The organism is Rahnella sp. NRRL B-41462 (assembly GCF_003263525.1).
Classification (GTDB): Bacteria; Pseudomonadota; Gammaproteobacteria; order Enterobacterales; family Enterobacteriaceae; genus Rahnella; species Rahnella aceris.
The window spans coordinates 1-21,383 of record NZ_JYDF01000026.1; the positions used below are offsets into that span (position 1 = coordinate 1).

The following is a 21,383-nucleotide window of genomic DNA, read 5'->3' on the forward strand; positions in this document are numbered from 1 at the left end:
GTTGCCATTAATACCCCACCCCAGCCCTCCCCTTCGCAAGAAGGAGCTAAAACAATCAGTTAGTCGTTTTTACCGGGGTATCTGGTTTTTTATCGTTACCCGCGATGTACGGGCTCCACGGCTGGGCGCGGATTGGTTTGTCGGTCTGCCAGACCACGTTGAACTGACCGTTGGATTCGATTTCGCCGATCATTACCGGTTTGTGCAGGTGATGATTGGTTTTATCCATGGTCAGCGTGAAGCCGGACGGCGCCGCGAAGGTCTGTCCGGCCATCGCGGCGCGGACTTTATCCACATCCGTCGTACCGGCTTTTTCCACCGCCTGCGCCCACATATGGATGCCGACATAGGTCGCCTCCATCGGGTCGTTGGTCACCGCGTTATCGGCGTTTGGCAGTTTGTGCGCCTTCGCGTAAGCCTTCCATTCAGCCACGAATTTCTTGTTGGTCGGGTTATCAACCGACTGGAAGTAGTTCCACGCCGCAAGGTCACCGACCAGCGGTTTGGTGTCGATACCGCGCAGTTCTTCTTCACCCACGGAGAACGCCACCACCGGCACATCCGTCGCTTTCACGCCCTGATTCGCCAGCTCTTTGTAGAACGGCACGTTGGAATCGCCGTTGATGGTGGAGATCACCGCAGTTTTGCCGCCAGCGGAGAATTTCTTAATGTTGGAGACGATGGTCTGATAATCGCTGTAACCGAACGGCGTATAGACTTCTTCGATGTCGCTGTCTTTCACGCCTTTGGAATGCAGGAAGGCGCGCAGAATTTTGTTGGTGGTACGCGGATAGACATAATCGGTGCCGAGCAGGAAGAAGCGTTTGGCCGCACCGCCGTCTTCACTCATCAGGTATTCCACCGCCGGGATCGCCTGTTGGTTAGGCGCGGCACCGGTGTAGAACACGTTTGGCGACATTTCTTCGCCTTCGTACTGCACCGGATAGAACAGCAGGCCGTTCAGTTCTTCAAACACCGGCAGCACAGATTTACGCGACACCGACGTCCAGCAACCAAACACCACTGCGACTTTATCCTGCGTCAGCAACTGGCGGGCTTTCTCAGCGAACAGCGGCCAGTTGGAGGCCGGATCGACCACCACCGGCTCGAGCTTTTTGCCGAGCACGCCACCTTTGGCGTTGATGTCGTCAATGGTCATCAACGCGATGTCTTTCAGCGGAGTTTCTGAAATGGCCATGGTGCCGGAAAGCGAATGCATAATACCGACTTTGATGGTCTCGGCTGCCTGCGCGCTCCAGGCTAAGCCCATGCTGACTACGGTAGCGGAAAGAGCAAAGGCTTTAATAAAACGTCGACGTTGCATAGATGTACCCTCTGAAGAAAAGTTAAGAGAACGCTGGTATGTAGAAAGTCGAAAAAACATTTAAAAAAGTCATGACGGGTTGCCCTCGTCACTCTCCGCCCTGGCCCGGTGCAACATGTGCAGAGTAATTTTGCGTACCTCGGCCTTACTGACGGCAATATGATCGTGTAACTGGCGCTGTGCCTCCTCGGTTTGTTGTTGGATGATGGCGAGCAAAATGCTCGCGTGTTCTTTATAGGTGGCGTTAACCCGCTCACCTTTGGTGAAATCCAGCCGCCGGATGATGCGGATTTTCTCCGTCAGCTCGCGGTGGATTCGCGCCATTTCGGCATTACCCGCCGCGGCCACCAGCGTCATGTGAAACTCCTCGTCATAACGCGAGACCACCTGACCATCTTGCAGTTGCGGCTGATCGATCCAGAACGCTTTCAGTTCAGCCAGTTGTAAGGGCTGAGCGGCTGGCGGCAACGCACACAGACGTTTCACCGCTTCCAGTTCCAGCACGATACGCAGATCGTACAACTGCTCGAAAAAGTCGAAATCGAACGGGCGAACCTGCCAGCCACTGCGGAAAAACACTTCGACATAGCCTTCATGTTCCAGCCAGAACAGCGCCTGACGTACCGGTGTGCGGCTGACTTCCATGCGGTCAGCGATGTCGTTTTCGCTGAACCGGTCACCGGGCAGCAGGCGGAAGCTGAAAATGTCGTCTTTCAGCTGCTGATAAATGCGTTCCGCCAGCCCTTCCGGGCGGCTTTTACTGCGTGAAGATTTAGGTCCCGTGAGTTGCATGAAATATTCCCTGTTGTTCCCGATAGTTTTAAACGGCTGTGTCCAGCCACAACAACGCATCACCTGGCCCGACCGGACGGCCTTGCTGGCAACTGATTTTCAGGACGGTACCGGCGCACGGCGCGTTCACCGACAGTTCCATTTTCATGGCTTCGACGACGATCAGCGGCTGGCCTTCTTCGACCTGCTGGCCCGGCTGTACCAGGATTTTCCAGACGTTGCCGTTAAGGTCAGCGCTGACTAAATGGCCGTCCTGATCCGCGTCGTCTTCCACTAACTGCACGGCATTGGCTGCTGCTTCCACCGCGGCGCTTTCAGCCTCATGCCAGTGCGCCACTTCGCGGGTAAAAGCGTCGGTTTGCCGGGTGCGGAAATCAGCAATGTCGGCGGCGTTGTCGGCGAGAAATTGCGTATAGTGCGCAAAATCAAATTCCGTCTCTTCGATGCGGATTTGCGCCCGTCCTTCGCGGAAGGCTTCGCGCTGAATGTCCAGCTCGGCTTCGGTGACTTCATAGAACCGCACCTGATCGAAGAAGTGCAGCAGCCACGGCTCGCCGTTTTTGAACTGCTCGTTTTTCAGGAACTTGTTCCAGATCGGCAGCGTGCGCCCGACCAGCTGATAGCCGCCCGGCGAATCCATGCCATAAATGCACATGTACATGCCGCCGATACCGACCGTGCCTTCGGCGGTAAACGTGCGCGCCGGGTTGTATTTGGAGCTCAGCAGGCGATGGCGCGGATCGACCGGCACCGCGCACGGTGCGCCGAGATACACATCCCCCAGCCCGAGGATCAGATAGCTGGCGTCGAAAATGATGTTTTTCACGTCTTCACGGCTCGCCAGCCCGTTGGTGCGCTGGATGAAATCGACGTTATTCGGCAGCCACGGTGCTTCTGCGCGCACGGTTTGCTGATAGCGTTCGACCGCGCCGAGCGTGGCGGAATCTTCAAACGCCATCGGCATGTGCACGATACGGGTCGGGATTTTGAGCTGGCTGACATCGGCCAGGCTGTTTTCCAGCGTCAGTAAATGTTGCAGCAGCGCCGTCTGATGCAGCACACGGCTGTCGTAGCGGATTTGCAGCGAACGCACGCCCGGTGACAGTTCCTCAATGCCCTGCTGACCGGCGGCTTTGATGGCGTTCATCAGCAGATAAATGCGCATGCGTACCGCCAGATCCAGCACGTTGTCGCCGTACTCAATCAGCACGTAGCCGTCGCCCGCCTGACGGTATTCCACCGAAGGGCGTTCTGCCGTGGCCGGTAATGCCGCAAGAATGGTGGCGGATGCGGTGGTGTCCGGCAGCAGGGATGGCACCGGCAGCGCCATCGCGTTGACTGGCATCAGCGAATCGAGCGTGCCTTGTTGCGCCCGTTCCAGCGCCTGCGCCTGTTCAAAACTGATCGGATGGAAACGGATTTTATCGCCCGGTTTCACCTGTCCGACTTTCCACAGTTCGGCTTTGGCGATGGTTACCGGGCAGACGAAACCGCCGAGGCTTGGCCCGTCGCGGGTCAGAATCACCGGGAAATCGCCGGTGAAATTAATCGCGCCGATGGCGTATTCGCAGTCATGCACGTTCGACGGATGCAGACCGGCTTCGCCGCCGTCCTGCCGCGCCCATTGCGGTTTCGGACCGACCAGCCGCACGCCGAGACGGTTGGAGTTGTAGTGCACCTGCCATTCTGCGGCGAAGAACGTATCGATGGCGTCTTTGGTGAAGAAATCCGGCGCACCGTGCGGCCCGTAAAGCACACCGATATTCCAGATGTCGCCGTAAGGCGGCACGATATTTTCGGCTGCCTGCGGTAAACCGACCGGCGCGGGCGTGGTGCAGGCCGCGAGTTCCGGCTGTGAAACAGTCAGCATATCGGCGACGCGTAACGTGCGACCGGCGTGCCCGCCAAACTGCCCGAGTGCAAAGGTCGACCGGCTGCCGAGATACACCGGCACGTCGAAACCGTTACGCACGGCGAGATAGGTGCGGCAACCCTGTGTGGCGCGGCCAAGTGTCAGTGTCTGACCGGCTTTCACATCCACCGGCTGCCAGTAAGAAACAGCTTCGTCATCAAGCGTTGCCGGGCAGCGTGCGCCGGTCAGTGCGATAACGGCGTCGCAATGGAAACGCAGTGTGGGTCCCTGCAACGTGAATTCCAGACCGGCGGCATCCGGATGATTGCCGACAATGCGGTTGGCGAGACGGAAGGCAAAATCGTCCATCGGGCCGGACGGCGGTACGCCGATATCCCAGTAACCGAGACGTCCCGGATAATCCTGCACACTGCTGTAAGTGCCGGGCGCGATCACTTCGATGGCGTTGGGCAAGTAGTCAAAACTGTCGAGCATGCGCGTCCACATTTTGGCGTCGCGAAACACCGGCGTGGCGACCACCTGACGCAGATAATCAATGTTGGTAGCGATACCGTGCAGGCGGGTGGCGGCCAGTGCGACGGACATTTTCGCCAGCGCGTCCTGCCGGTCGGTGCCATGCACAATCAGCTTGGCGATCATCGGGTCGTAAAACGCCGACACTTCACTGCCGGTAGAGACCCAGCCATCGACGCGGACGTCTTCGGGGAAAAACACTTCGGTCAGCACGCCGGGGCTTGGCTGGAAATTCTTCAGCGGATCTTCTGCGTAAATACGCACTTCCATCGATGCGCCCTGCGGGGCTTTTTCCATTGCTGGCCAGTCCGTCGATTCACCGGCGGCGACGTTCAGCATGCATTCGATCAAGTCCAGACCGGTGACCATTTCGGTGACCGGATGCTCAACCTGCAAACGGGTGTTTACTTCGAGAAAATAAAATTCGTCGCGCGCGGCGTCATAGATAAATTCAACCGTACCGGCGCTGCGGTAGTTCACCGATTCGCCGAGCTGCACGGCGGCGCGATGCAATGCTTCGCGGCTGGTCTGCGGCAGATCCGGCGCAGGGGTTTCTTCCACCACTTTCTGATTGCGGCGTTGCAACGAACAGTCACGCTCGCCGAGGGCCACCACGCGACCTTTGCCGTCGCCAAAAATCTGCACTTCAACGTGGCGGGCGCGATCGACAAAGCGTTCCAGAAACACACCGGCATCACGGAAAAACTGCTCGCCGAGACGTTTCACGCTGTCCCATGCGGCACGCAATGCCTCGTCGTTATCACAGCGCGTCAGGCCAATGCCTCCGCCGCCTGCGGTGCTTTTCAGCATGATGGGATAACCAATTTCGGCGGCAGCTTTCACCGCGTCATCAATGCTGTCGAGCAAACCGGTGCCCGGCGTCATCGGCACATTCGCGGCACCGGCTAATTCGCGGGCGCGGTGCTTGAGGCCAAACTCGCGGATTTGTCCGGCGGTCGGGCCGATAAACGCAATGCCCGCTACTTCGCAGGCATCGGCGAACTCTGCGCTTTCGGATAAAAAGCCGTACCCCGGATAAATTGCCTGCGCGCCGGTTTCTTTTGCGGCGGCCAGAATTTTGTCGATCATCAGGTAGCTTTCGCTGGCCTTTTCGCCGCCCAGCGCGATGGCGATATCCGCCTGTGTGACGTGCGGGGCATTGCGGTCAGCGTCGGAATATACCGCGACGCTGGTGACGCCCAGACGTTTCAGCGTGCGGATCGCACGGCAGGCGATTTCGCCACGGTTAGCAATTAAAACGGTGGTAAACATGTGCGTTCCTCAGCTTTTTACCGGTGATGAATTCAGACTCTGGATGTAACTTCTCCAGCCGCCAAACGCGGTGATATCCGTGGCTCCGCCAGTCGCCCATGGCTCGCAGATAAAGCCTTTCACGATGCGGCCATCGGCCAGTTCGAGAGAACCGATCCCCAGCGGTGCCGGGATTTCAGCGACGAATTCCCCAAAGCGCGCCAGCGGGATATCCCACAATTCGACGATAATTGCGCTGCCGCTCTCAGCCCGCACCAGCCCCGGCTTCGGCGGTTTAGTGTTGGCGAGGGCGAAGAGTTTGTAGGTGGCAGCAGTGGTGGTTTGTTCGACGCGTACCGCGTGGCGGCTGGTGAGCTGGAAATTCAGCGGCATGCCGGTCAGATGAGCGCCGACCACGGCAACGCGCACGCTGGCGGCACTGACCGGCGCGGATGTCATGAATTCTTCAGGTTTCATCGTAAGCCCGGTCGCGCCAAGCGGCAGGCTCAGGCTGCGCTGCCACTGACGCCCAAAACTGGCCAGTGCGTCGTCATGCCAGGCCGGAGCGATCAGCGTGATCCCGGCGGGCAGGCCGTCGGCGCGCAGGCTGCAAGGCAGCGCCAGCGCCGACAAATCCGCCAGATTAGTGAAGTTGGTGTAAATACCGAACTGCGAGTTGTAGAGCACCGGTTCCCGAACCAGCTCTTCCTGGGTGCGGATGGTCGGCGACGTCGGCACTACCAGCGCGTCAAACCCTTCCAGTGCCAGATTAATTTTGCGCGCCAGCTCCGCCCGTAAATATTCGGCGCGCCAGGCATCGCAGGCGGTGTAGTTCAGGCCATTGGCGACAATCCCGCGTACGACCGGATCCATCGCTTCCGGGCTTTCTTCAAAAATTTCGCCGACCGCCACGGTGCGTTCCGCCACCCACGCGCCGTAATACAACTGCTCAGCCAGTTCGCGGAACGGCGTGAAATCAATCGTTTCCAGCGTGACGCCATGGTGGCGCAGGCGATCCAGCGCCTCACTGAAAGCGGCCTGTGCCAGATCGTCCCCAAAAAATTCCAGACGGTCAGGCATGGCGATGCGCGGTTGTGCGGAAAAAGCCACCGGCGCGGTATGCGGGTTTTTACGCGAATAGGCATCGGCGGCGTCATATCCGCCTGCGGCATGGGCCACGGTTTGGGCATCGGCGACGGTCAGGGCGAAAATCGAGACGGCATCGTTGAGGCGACAGGCCGGAACCACACCGGTATTCGACAGCCAGCCTTTGGTCGGTTTCAGCCCGACAACATTGTTAAAGCCCGCCGGAACGCGACCGGAACCGGCGGTGTCGGTGCCCAGCGAAAACGCCACCAGACCGCGGGCCAGAACGGAAGCCGAACCCGAGCTTGAGCCGCCACTGACGTAATCAGGATTGAACGTATTGCGCACCGCGCCGTACGGCGAGCGGGTGCCGACCAGTCCGGTGGCGAACTGATCGAGATTAGTTTTACCGATCACCACCGCGCCTTTGGCTTTCAGATTGGCGATGACGGTGGCATCCGCTTCTGCGGTATAAGCAAACGCAGGGCAGGCCGCCGTGGTCGGCCAGCCAGCGATATCCATATTGTCTTTGACGGCGAACGGCACGCCAAACAGCGGCAGGGCGCTCAGGGAGCCTTCAGCCTGATCGCGCAGGGTTTCAAGACGGGTGATTTGTGCTTCAAGCTGTTCTGCCGTGGCGAGATAAATCCAGGCATTGTCTGTGTCACTCAGACTCCCCAACACCAGGGAAAGCGTAGTGCGCAGGCTGTCGGGCGCACTGCGGTAATGCTGCTGCCATTCCCGCAGGGTAAAACCGCGAAAAGGTGATGCGACTGTTTCTGAAGCTGAAGCCATATTGTGAATTCCATCTGGTATACAAGATTGAATTCATCTAAGCAAAGCCTGTGCCAAATCATTATCTATTGATTTTGCTGGGTTTATGTTTCGTTGTATGACCGGTCTGTATATTTGTTGCACCACGGACGGAATGCAACTGAACAAAAATGGGGCGAAAATTTGCGCGATGGCTCGCATCAAAAAGATAAATCTGGCTCAGTAGAGGTATCGGTATATAGTTGTATGAACCGATGATTTATTATTATTTGCAGAAAGGCTGGCAGGGATATGTCTAAAGAAACTATCGACCATTCAACATTAATTTGTCTGACAGAAGCTGGCGCGGTCAGCCAGCTCAGCGTGGTCGCACAACAGGGAGGGTGGATAATAATGATCAGATACGGCGAACATCAGCGGACCCTTATCGCACAACGTAGCGGTAAAGTGCGGGTTTTCAAGCGTTTCGACACGCTGGCGGCTTATTTAAAAGACATGGGCATAAACCAGTTCGAAGTGGATATTACCGACTATGATCCTGTAGGGAGCGGTAAAGGAACTCGCCCCGACCGGTCGGCAGCGCTAAAAAGGGCGCATGAAGCTGCCGCGATGGATGAAGCCACCTATGATCTGTGGTTCAGGAAACGGGTTCAGGAATCACTGGATGATCCGCGCCCCGTCATTCCTCACGAACAAGTGAAGGCTGAGTTTGCAGCCCGGAAAGCCGCGTTACTTAAGGAACAGGAAAAGTAACGAATGACCAAAATGCTGGTATGGAAACCACACGCGCAGGATGATCGCGAGCATATATTCAGTTATGTCGCGGGTGAGAATCCTCATGCTGCTATTGAGCTGGATGATGATTTTGATGCCGCAGCAGAGCGCATTTTACTAAGTCCCGACATGTATGCAGCAGGACGCGTTACCGGAACCAGAGAATGTATTATCCGTAAGCATTTCAGGATGGTATATCGCGTGACTGACACCGAAATTCAAATCATCAGGCTGGTGCATAGCGCTCAGCATTGGCCAGAGGAAACCCCTATTTAATGCAACTTCGTCATCTCTCTGAACGCCTGAAAAAGCTGTTACTGGCGCTGGTTCTGGTGATTATCACGCTTTTGGCTGTGCGTACTTATGACGCCTTACAGGGGCCGCCGCTTGAGCCGTGGCACAAACTGGTGCCGGACGAACTGAGTACGGAGCAACTGGATAAGAGCGACTGGCCGGCGTATCTGCGAGCGGAGCAGCAGGCGTTTGTTGAAGTGAAGCAGCAGGTGACGGACAAACTCGACAGAGAAGATCGTATTCCGCTTAACCGCTATTACGATCGCAGCCCGATTTATCCCGAGCATTTTGCACAGGACTGGAACCGCTCTTATGAGCTGATGCCCGACGGTAAGCCAGCCGGTGCAGTGGTGCTGTTACACGGTCTGACCGATTCCCCTTACAGCCTGCGGCATATTGCGCAGGATTATCGTCGCCGCGGATTTGTGGTTGTCGGTATCCGCCTGCCCGGTCATGGCACCGTGCCCGGCGGCCTGACGCGGGTGGACTGGGAACAGTGGCTGGCGGCAACGCGGCTGGCGGTACGTGAGGCGCGTCGCGCAGCCGGGACAGATGTACCGCTGCAACTGGTAGGTTTCTCCAACGGCGGGGCGCTGGCGATGAAATACACGCTGGATTCCCTTGATGACCCTGCGCTGGCGAAACCTTCGCGTGTGGTGCTGATTTCCCCGATGATTGGCGTGACCAGTTTTGCGCGCTTTGCCGGATATGCGGGCTGGCCGGCTATTTTCCCGGCCTTTGCCAAAACCGCCTGGCTGAACCTGATGCCGGAATTTAATCCGTTTAAATACAATTCTTTTCCGGTGAAAGCCGCCCGTCAGTCCTATCTGCTCACCCATGTTTTGCAGCAGCAGATCAGCAAGGATGCGCAATCCGGCAAGCTGGCGCAGTTGCCACCGCTGCTGGCGTTTCAGTCGGTTGTTGACTCCACCGTCAGTTCCCGTGCCGTGGTGACGGCGTTGTTTAATCAGCTTCCCGCCAATGGCAGCCAGCTGGTTCTGTTTGATATCAACCGCAGTGCCTATGTCGGCCCGCTGCTGCGTCCTTCCTCTGAAACAGCAGCAGAGCGCCTGTTGCCTGCGCCCCCGCGCGCTTATCAGACGACGGTTATCACCAATGCCTCGCCGGACGATGCCGCCGCTGTCGCGAAAACCACTGCGGCGGGGCAAAACAGCACGTCAGTTACGCCACTCGGCCTGAATTATCCGTCGGAATTCTATTCGCTGTCGCATGTTTCGCTGCCTTTTCCGACGGACGATTCGCTGTACGGGCGCAATCCGCAAGGTCCGGCGCAGTTTGGCATCCGGCTGGGAACACTGGCTGCCCGTGGAGAAAATGGCGCGCTGGTGGTGAGCATGGATCAACTGATGCGGGTTTCGTCCAATCCGTTTTATCCGTATATGTTGCAGCGAATTGAAGGTTTCTGATTTCTGCTGATTAAATTCACGGAAATAGCTTGCGATAATATCGTGCACTATATATATTGGCGGCATGAACATGAAAACAGACAGCGACCCAACACAACACCGCATGCTGCATCTGGATCAACAGATGTGTTTCGCGCTTTACTCTGCGAATCTGGCACTGCATAAAGTTTACCGTAAGTTACTCGGGGAACTCGGGCTCACTTATCCGCAATATCTGGTGATGCTGGTGCTGTGGCAACGTGATGAAGTCACGGTGTCTGAAATCGGCGAAAAACTGTTTCTGGATTCGGCGACCTTAACGCCGCTGTTAAAGCGTCTTGAAGCGGCAGGTTTACTGGTGCGTCAGCGCGCCAAAGCAGATGAACGCCAGGTGATTATTTCCCTGACTGATGCGGGTAAGGCACTACGTGAAAAAGCACAGGACATTCCCGAAGCCATTGTGTGTGCGACGGAATGTGATATCGGCGAACTCGTGGCGCTGAAACAGCAGCTCGAAGTATTACGGGCTAAACTTCAGGATAAAGCGTAGCGCTGATTGTCTTAAGAGTGTTAACCAGACGAGTCCGAAGGTGCTTCTGCGGGTCGTCAGGTAAAGTTAATTAAGTAGTGTGCGATTAAATCGTTTGAAACTAATAAGTATTTATCACAGATAAGGAACGAAATATGTCTATTGAAAAAGTTGTGTATCGTGCTCATGCATCCGCTACCGGTGGCCGTGATGGCCGTGCGACTTCCGATGACGGCGTTCTTGACGTCAAACTGGGCGTACCAAAAGAGATGGGCGGCATGGGTGGCGGTACCAACCCTGAGCAACTGTTTGCCGCCGGTTATTCCGCGTGTTTCCTCGGCGCACTGAAAGCCGTGGCCGCGCAGGAAAAAATTAAGATCCCTGCTGACGCTAAAATCGAAGGTGCGGTAGGCATTGGTGCTATCCCGGGCGGCTATGGCATCGAAGTACAGCTGGATATTACCCTGCCGGGCTTTGAACGCAGCGAAGCCGAAGCGCTGGTGGCAAAAGCGCATCAGGTTTGCCCGTACTCCAACGCGACCCGTGGCAATATCGACGTCACGCTGAACGTTAAATAATGTTCTGATACACAACGCCTTCACCAGGGGAATGTTGTGATGTATAAAAGCAAAAAATCTCAGGAGGCTTCGGCCTCCTTTTTGCATTGCCAGCGCGTATCCACAGACCAACAGAAAATATTCGGAAAGAAAATACGACGTCGCTGCGCATGCGGAATAATCCAGAAAGCTGCATAAAACCGCATTCTCAGCATAATCTGTGAACCAGTCCGCCATAAACATGTCACAATGATTCCAAATCTTTCAAAATACGTTAGGAAAGTCACTTTTCATGAATAGAGTGAAGACTCTATCGCAGCAAAATATCTCTTTATTGTTAGCGATTTACATTGGCATTTTTCTGAATGTCTCTGTGTTCCAGCGCCGCTTTGCTGCATTGGTCAATCATTTCACGTCGGCTGAACTGGTTCAGGCCGTCACCGAAGTCTGTGCCATCGTCTTATTTACCTTCTTTGTTCTGCGCTTGCTCTCGCTGGGCGGGCGGCTGTTCTTCCGCATTATCGCCAGTTTGCTGGTGCTGATTTCCGTTGCCGCCAGTTATTACATGGTGATGTTCAACGTGGTGATCGGCTACGGCATCGTGGTGTCGGTGATGACCACCGATATCGATCTGAGCAAAGAGATCGTTGGTTATCACCTGTTTATCTGGATGGCGCTGGTCAGCGCGGTACCGCTGTTCCTCATCTGGAAAAATAATCTGCGTCTGACATTGATCGAACAAATGAAAACGCCGGGGCAGCGTGTGCTGCCTTTAGCGGTGCTGCTGGCGGCGGCATTGCTGGTGTGGTTGCCGCTGCGTTCCCTGGATCACGCGCAGAGTGTGAATGAGAAGAAAACTAACGTCGATTTGCCAAGCTACGGCGGTGTTGTCGCGCACTCCTATCTGCCGTCTAACTGGCTGGCTGCACTGGGTTTGTATGCCTATACGCAGGTGGATGAAAGTCAGGATGCCGGTAATTACTTTGATCCGGCGAAGAACTTCACTTACGTTGCACCTGCTGACATCGACGATACCTACGTGGTGTTTATCATCGGTGAAACCACCCGCTGGGATCATATGGGGATTTTGGGCTACGAGCGGGATACCACACCGCGCCTGTCCAAAGAGAAGAACCTGGTGGCGTTTCGCGGGACATCCTGCGATACGGCCACCAAGTTGTCACTGCGTTGTATGTTCGTGCGTGAAGGCGGCACGGCGGATAATCCGCAGCGTACGCTGAAAGAACAGAATATTTTTGCGGTGATGAAATCACTGGGCTTCACCTCAGAGCTGTTCGCGATGCAAAGCGAGCTGTGGTTCTACAATAATGCTGACACCAATAATTTCTCCTTCCGTGAAATTATCGCCTCGGAAAAACGCAACGATGGCAAGCCGGTCGATGACATGTTGCTGGTCAATGAGTTAGAGCAATCACTGAAAACACATCCGAAAGGCAAGCATCTGGTGATCCTGCATACCAAAGGCTCGCACTATCTGTATTCCCAGCGTTATCCGCGCAGTTACGCCCGCTATACCCCGGAATGTAAGAGCAACACTTGCACCAAAGCGGAACTGATTAATGCCTTCGATAACAGCGTGTTGTACACCGATACCTTTATTGACAGCGTAATTGATCAACTGCGTGATAAGAAAGCGCTGGTGTTTTACGCTTCCGATCACGGCGAATCTATCGATGAGAACTCGCATCTGCACGGTACGCCGCGCGAGATGGCACCACCGGAGCAGTTCCGCGTGCCGATGATGGTGTGGGCTTCTGACAGTTTCCTCGAACAACCGGACCACAAGCTGGCGTTTGAGCAGTTGCAGGCGCAGCAGCGGGTCGGTGCGAAGAAACGTCACGTTGAGTTATTCGATTCGATTTTAGGCTGTCTGGGTTATACGTCGCCGGACGGTGGTATTAATCCGGCGAATAACTGGTGTGCAAAACCGCAGACAGAACAGAAGCTGTAGGTTATTTTGGCGGCGTATCGGATAATTTATGGGCAGTCAGTTCGGATGTTATAAAAAGCCGTTGACGCTCTGAGGGGGTCGCAGTAAGATGCGCCCCATTCGGCGAGTAGCGCAGCTTGGTAGCGCAACTGGTTTGGGACCAGTGGGTCGGAGGTTCGAATCCTCTCTCGCCGACCACATTTGAAAAACCTGCTTTTTAAAGCAGGTTTTTTTTCGTCTGTAGTTTGCCCGACTACGGCTGTTCTTCCTGAGCCATTATTTTCCCTGACGCCTCGCAAAGTGCCTGCCAGTTGTCTGGCGGTTCACCGCTTTTCAACATCTTGCGAAACATCCGGTATGCCTCTGTTTTGCTTTCGTAGGCGCGTAATTCTTTATCATCATTCACCCAGGCGTAAATAATGATCCGGCTTTTCAGGTTGTAGCGGAAAAACAAACGGTACTGCTGGAAGAATTTTGCCCTGAACCAGTGTGAGAATTCCCCGCCTAACGTATCGCCCTGACGGAATTCAACACGCGCCGGATCCTGCGGGATAACGTCAAACATCAGCTTATTGATCGCAGCCAGCCGTTTGGTGGCGTTCTTACTTTTATAGCCCGCCGGATCTTTGCGGCGCAGTAAAACAACCTGATCAGTGAGTGCCTGTATTTGTTGCAGGATCAGAGGATGAGCGAGAAGGGTCCATCCGTTAATCTCCATGGCCTGATTGTGCATAATCCTTTACTCGTCATCGTCAGAAAGCGGGCTCTCAAGATCGATAGCCATCCCGGCGGTCAGTACATTGATTTTTTCATGCAGGGATAATGTTACCGGCTGCATATTTTCCGGGTTATTGAGCATATCTTTTGCCACAAAACCGAGAAAAGCACTGATAACAGGGTCTTCCGCTTCTTCGAGTTGCCTCGAAATAACCACCTGCCCGTCTGGCAAAATCTTGTACTGGATCCGATCATTTTCGGTGAGATTTAATGCCTTACGGATAGTGGCCGGAATGGTGGTCTGGAAGCGGCGGGTGACTTTGGATTCGGCTTCGAATTTTATTCCCCATAGTGCCGAGGCTGACATAATGAGACTCCATAATGATGCTTATTTGAGCAATTTTGTCAGCGTAATGCATTTGCATTGCCAATGCAAATGCATTGCTTTTTACTTCATCATCTTCACATCGCCTTTGCGGTGATTTTTATGATCCTGATAGAAATTCTCATGCGAATCCAGGCTCAGAAGATACAGTTCAATTTTCTCTTCACGCCAGCAATAACCCAGCAAAGCCTGCTGCTTTTCCAGCGGAAATTTATGCACCCTCAGGTAACTGAGATCGCCTTTCTTGAGTTCCCTGAGCCGCGAGAATAGGCGTTGCCTCACACGTAAGAAAGGGGCATTTTCGCCGGATTTTCATCCCTGCGAGGCATCACGTAAAAATGTCCGGCACGCCGTTTTTCCTGCAATCAACCCTGCGCACCGTCCCGCAAAGATTCACCCAACAACGGGGCTAAAAAACCTAAATCCTCCTGCTCCTCAAGCCGGTTGAGCTGACGAAAAAGGTCGCTGGCGTTGCTCATCGTGGTGCAACAATCAGTGAATTTTCGCAGTCTGTCGGCGTCACTGAACGGCTCGCTGTTGCTGCCTTTCGCCAGTTTGCGGGCTGCCTGTAACGTGCGGCCATCGCGCAGGGTAAGCGTTACTTCATGTGTCAGGCGATCGCCCGGCGGTGTTTCTGCTTCCTGTTCCGGCGTATAGCAGCGCAGGGATATGCGCGCCAGACGAGCCGGTTCAGTGAGTTCTGCGACCCGCGCTGGCGTGAAATCAGCGACGCTCAGCGAGCCGTTGCGCAGCCAGGTATCGACGCAGTATTGCATCGAAAAGCGCGCCTGCATTTCATTGACCGGCAGCGGATACGCCAGATTGCGCAGATTGGCGATGCCAACCAGCGTATCAACGGTCAGCACGTCATCATCACTGAAATCATGCTGCGCACGCAGGTCGTCCAGGGCGTCGATAATCATGTGCGTCGAGCCGCAGCACGGGTGACGTTTGGGCATCACGCCGGTGGTTTCTATGACGTGAAGATGGGTGCCCAAAATAGCCGGAATATTCCAGCCCGGCGGCGTCAGGCCGCCAAACATTTCCAGAAAGCCCTGCGGCGCGTCCAGAATATCAATGCGTCCCTGCATGTGTTGCCGGGCAAAATTCGCCGCGTCAACCGCATTACGGGCAGCCCATCCTGCATGCAGCGGTTTGATCGGCGTGCCGAACTGACCTTTGGTGCCGGAGGCAAAACTGACGGCATTGCTTAACGCTTTGGCGATACCTGCCTGATCTAATCCCATCAGCCAGGCGACACCTGCCGCGCTGCCGATGCAGCCGACGGTCGAGGTGCCGTGCCAGCCGGCGGTGTAATGTGATGGTGCGACGCCGGAACCGACAAACGCCTGCGCCTGCAAACCGATCAGATAGGCTTTCACCAGTTGTTCGCCACTGGCATGGATATCATCAGCGACTGCCAGTAATGCAGGTACCAGCACCGCAGACGCATGGCTCATGCCCGGCGCAAAATTATCGTCATAATCGATGGCGTGCGCGGCCGTGCCGTTGACCATCGCGGCGATGGCCGCAGGTGCGCGTCCGCCACCGGCTAAACGGCAACGGGCTTGCGGGGTAAAATAGCTTTCGCTGGCGGCACGCACGGCACGACTGGAGAAATCATCCTGTCCGGCGTACAGGCAGGCCAGCGTATCGGTGATCGCTTCCCGGGCTTTGCGGCGCGCGGTGGTGCTGAAATCAGGCTGGCTGCAACACCAGCGGGCAATGGCTTCAATCACATTCATGATGTTTCCTTCAACGGCTTCAGTGGCGGCTGGCAGCAAGAAATTGTTGGGTATAAGGCTCGCGGGCCGCGCCGCTGCGGATTTCGGCGGCGGTCAGTTCTTCCAGCAGTTTTCCCTGATGCATGATGGCGACGCGGTCGCACAGGTGCGCGACCACCGCCAGATCGTGCGTCACCATCAGATAGGTCAGATTGCGTTCGCGGCGCAGTTTTTTCAGCAGATTGAGGATTTCCGCCTGCACTGACACATCCAGTGCGGATGTAGGTTCATCAAGCAGCAGCACCTGCGGTTCAATGATCAGCGCCCGTGCCAGTGCCACACGCTGGCGCTGACCGCCCGAAAGCTGATGCGGATAGCGGTAACGAAAGGCATCGCTCAGGCCAAGCGCATTCAGCACGTCGCTGATGCGTGCCTCCCGCCGGTCCATGCCGTGGATCACCAGCGGTTCCAGCAGCGTGTGGTAGACCATTTTGCGCGGATGCAGCGAGGCATACGGATCCTGAAACACCATTTGTACCTGCCGGTAATAGTCTTTATTGCGCACCGGATGTTGTTCGCGGTTCTGATACAAAATCGCGCCGCTGTAACGGGTGTTCTGGCCGGTCAGCGTGCGCAGAATGGTCGATTTTCCGCAGCCTGACTCGCCAATCAGCCCGTAACTTTCGCCTCTGGCGATGTGCATTGTGACGCTATCGACCACGGTTTTGCTGTGAGTGCCTTTGCCGAAAGCGATGCTCAGATCGACGGTTTCGAGCATCCGGTCAGCGGTCAGCGGCGGCGTGGGATTCATGAAAGTGGTCATCAGCAGGCTTCTCCGTAACGGTATACCGGGCCGGTCAGCCACGCCGGGTCGCGTGCCGGAATAGCGAGCATGTCCACCGGATGCTGTAAATCCGGCTGACTGGCGAGCAGGGCGCGGGTGTAAGGATGTCTGGCGTTATGCAGCTGATCTGCCGAAATTTCTTCGAGAATACGTCCGGCGTACATCACCAGTGCGCGGTCGCAGAAACTCGACACCAGCCCGAGATCGTGGGTAATAAACAGCAGGCCGGTTTTACGCCGTGCCAGCAACGCGTCCAGTACGCTCAGCACCTGCTGACGCACCGTGACGTCCAGCGCCGACGTGGGTTCGTCGGCGATAATCAAATCGGGTTCAGGGATCAGCATCATGGCGATCATGATGCGCTGCCCCATGCCGCCGGAAATCTCGTGCGGATACAGGTCAAACACCCGTTCCGGATCGCGGATATTCACCGCTTCCAGCATCGCCAGTGCTTTCACGCGGGCTTCTTTTTCACTGACATGAAAGTGAATGCGGTATGCCTCATTAATCTGATGACCGACGCGCATCAGCGGATTCAGCGAGAATTTCGGGTCCTGCATAATCATGGAAATCCGTTTGCCGCGGATTTTGCGCATCTGGCGCTCGCCGGTACTGAGCAGGTCGATATCGCCAAACTGCATGCGGTCGGCGCTGACGCTGGCACCCTGCGGCGTCAGTTTCAGCAGTGAACGGCCGGTGAGCGATTTACCGGAACCGGATTCGCCGACAATCGCCACTTTTTCACGGCCAACTGAGAAGGAGATACCGCGCACTGCGTGGTTTTCCTGCCGGTGGCCTTTGAACGTAATGTTCAGGTTTTGCACATCAAGCAATGTTTCAGTCATGGCGCAGATCCAGTACGTCGCGCAGGCCGTCACCGAACAGGTTGAACGCCAGGCTGGTGAAAAGAATCGACAGGCCGGGAATGGCGGCAATCGTCCAGTGAGTCATCATGAACTGGCGGCCGGAAGAGAGCATCGCGCCCCATTCCGGACTGGGTGCCTGTGCCCCGAGGCCGAGAAATCCGAGGCCGGAGGCGGTCAGGATAATCCCCGCCATATTCAGCGTCAGGCGCACCACCACCGAAGGCAGACACATCGGAATGATGTGGCGCAGGATGATGCGCATCTGCGACGCACCCTGCAAACGCACGGCGGCGACGTAATCCATTTTGCGGATAGACAAAGCTTCGGCGCGAGCCAGACGGGCAATCGGCGGCCAGGCGGAAAGTGAAATCGCGATAATCGCATTCTCGATACCCGGGCCGAGTGCGGCGACAAAACCCAGCGCCAGAATCAGACTCGGGAACGCCAGAAAGATATCGACGATGCGCATCAGAATGGTGTCCGTCCAGCCGCCAACGGTGCCCGCCAGCGTGCCGACCAGTAATCCGAGGGGACCGACAATCAGCGCCGTCAGGCCGGTGATGTAGAGCGTGATACGCGCGCCATAAATCAGGCGGCTGTAAATATCGCGCCCGAGTTCGTCGGTCCCCAGCCAGTATTCGCGGCTCACCGGCGCCAGACGCAGTTGCAGGTTTTGCGCGTAAATATCGTGTGTCGCCAGCCACGGCGCGAAAATCGCCACTGTGACGATAAACAGGATGACGATCAGCCCGAACAGCGCCGAGGTATTCCGGCGAAAGCGCCGCCACTGATTCAGGCTTTGCTGCACGCGCGCCTGCCACGGTGTGGCCGGAACCGGCGCGTCGAGCCATGCCCGCAGGGAAAACGCCGGGCGGGCAGTGAGATGAGGTTTAGCGGAGTCGGTCATGATTGCTCCTGACGGGTTCGCGGATCAAAGATGCGGTAAAGCAGGTCGCAGATAAGGTTCAGCGCCACAAAAATCACGCCGATCAGTAACGAGCAACCCACCACGGCGTTCATGTCGCCCGCCAGCATGGCGTTGGTGAGATAGCGGCCAAAACCCGGCCAGGCGAATACCGTTTCGGTCAGCACCGCGCCTTCGAGTAAAAAGGCGTAAGACAGCGCGACGACCGTCACCACCTGCACCGCCACATTACGAAAGGCGTGGATCCACACACTGCGTGCCCATGACAACCCTTTCACCCGGGCGGTGATCACATATTCCTGTCCGAGTTGTTCAATCATAAAGCTGCGGGTCATGCGGCTGATGTACGACAGCCCGCTGAGGCCAAGAATCGATGCCGGTAAAATCAGGTGGCTGAAAACGTTGCGAAACGCCTCCCAGTTTCCGGTCAGTGCGGTGTCGATGAGATAAAATCCGGTGACTTTCTGCACGTCGAATTCATACATAAAGTCGATACGCCCCGGCCCGCCGATCCAGCCGAGTCCGGCGTAAAACAATACCAGCCCCATCAGACCCAGCCAGAAATTCGGCGCGGAATGGCCGAGCAGGCCGATAAAGCGGATGCAGTGATCAAACCAGGTATTGCGGTACATTGCCGATAACACGCCTGCCGGAATGCCCAGACAGGTGGCGATCAGTGCCGCCAGCGTCGCCAGTTCCAGCGTGGCCGGAAACACGCGGGCAATGTCGGTGGTGACCGGATTGCCGGTGGTCAGTGCGTTACCGAAATCCAGCATCGCGACGTTTTTCAGGTAGATCAGAAACTGTTCCCACAGCGGTTTGTCCAGCCCGAGCAGGTGATACATCTTCTGATAGGCTTCCTGACTGGCGTTATCGCCGAGCACTGATACCACCGGGTCAATCGGCAGCAAGCGCCCGATAAAAAAGGTCAGCGCCGCCAGCCCCAGTAACGTGCAGAACACGGAAACCAGCAATTTACTCAGCCGGGCGGCGCTTTCGCGCAGCCGCAGCCAGAGAGGTTCAGCAGGCGCTATGCCTGCTGTGGTCGGATCGAGGTGCGACATCGGGCGCTCCTTGGTTTTTTATGGAAGGCTTATTTGGATGCCAGTGCGTAATAAACGCGGAAGCCGTTCCACGTCCAGTCTTTGACCTGTCTGGTCAGCCCGGCGGTGTTGTACATCTGGAACATGATCGCCATCGGGCCTTGCTGCATCTGCTCTTCCTGCAAGGTGTGATAGAGGGCAATACGTTTTTGCTCATCGGGTTCGAGCAGCGCTTCGGTGACTTTTTTATTCATCGCCGGATCGAAATACGAAGCACGCCAGCTCGGATACTGGGTTTTCTTGGCTTCTTTGCTGTTGTCCGGGTTGTAGACCAGACGCGAGGCGTTACCGTGCGCATCCGGCACCGAGGTCTGCCATGCCATCATGGCGCTCTGGAATTCACGCCCGCGCACGCGGCTGAATAACTGGGCATTGGCCATGCTTTCGATGGAGAGTTTTACGCCGATTTTCGAGGCATTTTCCTGCGTGCTCTGGGCGATAGGCGCCGAGTGCGGCAGGGTGCCGATGATCAGTTTGGCGGAGAAACCGTCGGGATAACCGGCTTCGGTCAGCAACTGTTTGGCTTTCGCCAGATCCAGTTTGAACGGCTGTCCGGCATCTTTATCCAGCGCACCAAAGGCGCCGAGCTGGGCGAAACTGGCGCGCGGCACACCGAGATACGGCATCACGGTGGAAGCCAGCCCCTGATAATCAATCAGATAACGCATCGCGAGGCGCACTTTCGGGTTTTTGAAAATCGGGTCTTCGCTGTTAAAGGTCCAGAAGAACAATTGCGGCTTGAGGACTTTCTCCACCTTCACCTGACCGCCTTTGTCCAGATCACGTAAATCGTCCGGCGCCAGGTCACGGGCGATATCCACATCACCCTGTGTCAGCAACAGGCGCTGCGTGCCGGTTTCCGCAACGTGGCGGATCAGGATGCGTTGCAGTTTCGGTTTCTCGCCCCAGTAATCTTTATTCGCCTGTAACACCACGCCTTCACCGGCATTCCAGCGCATCAGCTGATAGGCACCGACGCAGGCGGTGTGCGTGGTCAGGTATTTGTTGCCCATGTCGTCGCCAACGGCATTTTTCTCCACCAGCGCCTGATCCAGCGTGGTCGACACGTTATTGGCGGCGATAGCCTGTAAGACCAGATTGGTCGGGTACGGCTGGTCGAATTTCATCACCAGCGTGTTGTCGTCGGGCGCGGTAATGCGTTCTTTGACGTTATCTTTGGTAAAGCCATATTCAGTCAGGGTGGCGGAATTGCCGAAACCGAGCAGCACCACGCGCTGCAACGACCAGGCGACATCTTTCGCCGTGGCTTTATTGCCGGACGGGAACGTCATGCCGGTATTGAGATGGAAGGTGATTTGTTTGCGATCCGGCGCGATATCCCAGCTTTTTGCCAGGCGCGGAATAACGCGGGATTCGTCTTTCGGATCGAAATCCACCAGCGTGTCGCAGGTGTTTTTGATGATTTCATTAGTGACCACTTCGCCAATCTGCGCCGGGTCAAAGGTGCTGATTGCGTCAATATTCCATGCCATCACCAGCGAATCCGCAGGCGTCGCGGCCTGTGCAGCCGTACTTCCCCATGTGAGACCAATCATTGTGGCGAGGATTTTTGTTCTGGTGTTGAGCATAAATCGGGTTCCTTTGATTAAAAAAAACGAGCGTAAAATAGTGAATCTCTGTCAGCCCCTTTCGCAGAAAGAGAAGGCGTATTCGGTCAACTCCCTCCCCTGCGAA

19 protein-coding genes and 1 tRNA gene are annotated in these 21,383 nt (G+C 56.1%); 7 read left to right on the top strand and 13 right to left on the bottom strand.

Annotated elements, in window-relative coordinates:
- Positions 1-55: 55 nt before the first annotated feature.
- The 4 genes from urtA to atzF all read right to left on the bottom strand — a co-directional run bounded on the left by urtA (position 56) and on the right by atzF (position 7,634).
- Complete coding sequence (gene urtA / locus UC14_RS07835) at positions 56-1,324, bottom strand: urea ABC transporter substrate-binding protein (RefSeq protein ID WP_013573424.1); 1,269 nt, start codon at positions 1,322-1,324, stop codon at positions 56-58.
- A 69-nt stretch (positions 1,325-1,393) separates the two neighbouring features.
- Positions 1,394-2,116, bottom strand: a complete 723-nt coding sequence (locus UC14_RS07840; protein ID WP_013573425.1) for a GntR family transcriptional regulator — start codon at positions 2,114-2,116, stop codon at positions 1,394-1,396.
- A gap of 28 nt (positions 2,117-2,144) precedes the next feature.
- Entirely contained in the window at positions 2,145-5,774 is a 3,630-nt protein-coding gene (gene uca / locus UC14_RS07845) for an urea carboxylase (protein ID WP_112197515.1), read from the bottom strand.
- Between the two features lie 9 nt (positions 5,775-5,783).
- Entirely contained in the window at positions 5,784-7,634 is a 1,851-nt protein-coding gene (gene atzF / locus UC14_RS07850) for an allophanate hydrolase (protein WP_013573427.1), read from the bottom strand.
- 270 nt (positions 7,635-7,904) lie between these two features.
- Between atzF and UC14_RS07855 the strand changes: the two genes are divergently transcribed.
- From UC14_RS07855 to UC14_RS07885, 7 genes are all read left to right on the top strand, one after another.
- Complete coding sequence (locus tag UC14_RS07855) at positions 7,905-8,366, top strand: hypothetical protein (protein ID WP_013573428.1); 462 nt, start codon at positions 7,905-7,907, stop codon at positions 8,364-8,366.
- Between the two features lie 3 nt (positions 8,367-8,369).
- Positions 8,370-8,663: a type II toxin-antitoxin system mRNA interferase toxin, RelE/StbE family gene (locus UC14_RS07860; protein WP_013573429.1), complete on the top strand. Its 294-nt coding sequence runs from the start codon at positions 8,370-8,372 to the stop codon at positions 8,661-8,663.
- Entirely contained in the window at positions 8,663-10,108 is a 1,446-nt protein-coding gene (locus UC14_RS07865) for a carboxylesterase (RefSeq protein ID WP_112151980.1), read from the top strand. Before UC14_RS07860 ends, UC14_RS07865 begins: the two co-directional genes overlap by 1 nt.
- 70 nt (positions 10,109-10,178) lie before the next feature.
- Positions 10,179-10,637, top strand: coding sequence for a MarR family winged helix-turn-helix transcriptional regulator (locus UC14_RS07870; protein ID WP_013573431.1), 459 nt, complete (start codon positions 10,179-10,181; stop codon positions 10,635-10,637).
- Between the two features lie 134 nt (positions 10,638-10,771).
- A complete protein-coding gene (locus UC14_RS07875; RefSeq protein WP_013573432.1) occupies positions 10,772-11,194 on the top strand; it encodes an organic hydroperoxide resistance protein in 423 nt (140 codons plus the stop codon).
- Between the two features lie 271 nt (positions 11,195-11,465).
- Complete coding sequence (gene eptB, locus UC14_RS07880; RefSeq protein WP_013573433.1) at positions 11,466-13,145, top strand: kdo(2)-lipid A phosphoethanolamine 7''-transferase; 1,680 nt, start codon at positions 11,466-11,468, stop codon at positions 13,143-13,145.
- 100 nt (positions 13,146-13,245) lie between these two features.
- Positions 13,246-13,322, top strand: a tRNA-Pro gene (locus UC14_RS07885).
- A gap of 55 nt (positions 13,323-13,377) precedes the next feature.
- On the opposite strand, the gene UC14_RS07890 is transcribed toward UC14_RS07885, so the two are convergent.
- The 9 genes from UC14_RS07890 to UC14_RS07930 form a co-directional block, all read right to left on the bottom strand.
- Positions 13,378-13,857, bottom strand: a complete 480-nt coding sequence (locus UC14_RS07890; protein ID WP_112197516.1) for a type II toxin-antitoxin system YhaV family toxin — start codon at positions 13,855-13,857, stop codon at positions 13,378-13,380.
- 6 nt (positions 13,858-13,863) lie between these two features.
- The gene (locus tag UC14_RS07895) at positions 13,864-14,208 is read right to left on the bottom strand and encodes a type II toxin-antitoxin system PrlF family antitoxin (protein ID WP_013573435.1); all 345 of its coding nucleotides are present in this window, start codon (positions 14,206-14,208) and stop codon (positions 13,864-13,866) included.
- A gap of 81 nt (positions 14,209-14,289) precedes the next feature.
- Positions 14,290-14,508 (bottom strand): type II toxin-antitoxin system RelE/ParE family toxin, encoded by a 219-nt coding sequence (locus tag UC14_RS07900; RefSeq protein WP_112197517.1) that lies wholly within the window; start codon positions 14,506-14,508, stop codon positions 14,290-14,292.
- Between the two features lie 83 nt (positions 14,509-14,591).
- Positions 14,592-15,971, bottom strand: coding sequence for an MmgE/PrpD family protein (locus tag UC14_RS07905; protein ID WP_112197518.1), 1,380 nt, complete (start codon positions 15,969-15,971; stop codon positions 14,592-14,594).
- 19 nt (positions 15,972-15,990) lie between these two features.
- Positions 15,991-16,773: an ABC transporter ATP-binding protein gene (locus tag UC14_RS07910; protein WP_014411455.1), complete on the bottom strand. Its 783-nt coding sequence runs from the start codon at positions 16,771-16,773 to the stop codon at positions 15,991-15,993.
- Entirely contained in the window at positions 16,773-17,639 is an 867-nt protein-coding gene (locus UC14_RS07915) for an ABC transporter ATP-binding protein (RefSeq protein ID WP_014411456.1), read from the bottom strand. The genes UC14_RS07910 and UC14_RS07915 overlap by 1 nt, the downstream gene beginning before the upstream one ends.
- Positions 17,632-18,567 (bottom strand): ABC transporter permease, encoded by a 936-nt coding sequence (locus UC14_RS07920; protein WP_112197519.1) that lies wholly within the window; start codon positions 18,565-18,567, stop codon positions 17,632-17,634. The genes UC14_RS07915 and UC14_RS07920 overlap by 8 nt, the downstream gene beginning before the upstream one ends.
- Positions 18,564-19,649 carry an ABC transporter permease gene (locus UC14_RS07925; RefSeq protein WP_013573440.1) on the bottom strand — a complete coding sequence of 362 codons (1,086 nt, stop codon included), beginning with the start codon at positions 19,647-19,649 and terminating at the stop codon, positions 18,564-18,566. The genes UC14_RS07920 and UC14_RS07925 overlap by 4 nt, the downstream gene beginning before the upstream one ends.
- 29 nt (positions 19,650-19,678) lie before the next feature.
- Positions 19,679-21,277: an ABC transporter substrate-binding protein gene (locus UC14_RS07930; RefSeq protein WP_112151978.1), complete on the bottom strand. Its 1,599-nt coding sequence runs from the start codon at positions 21,275-21,277 to the stop codon at positions 19,679-19,681.
- Positions 21,278-21,383 lie beyond the last annotated feature (106 nt).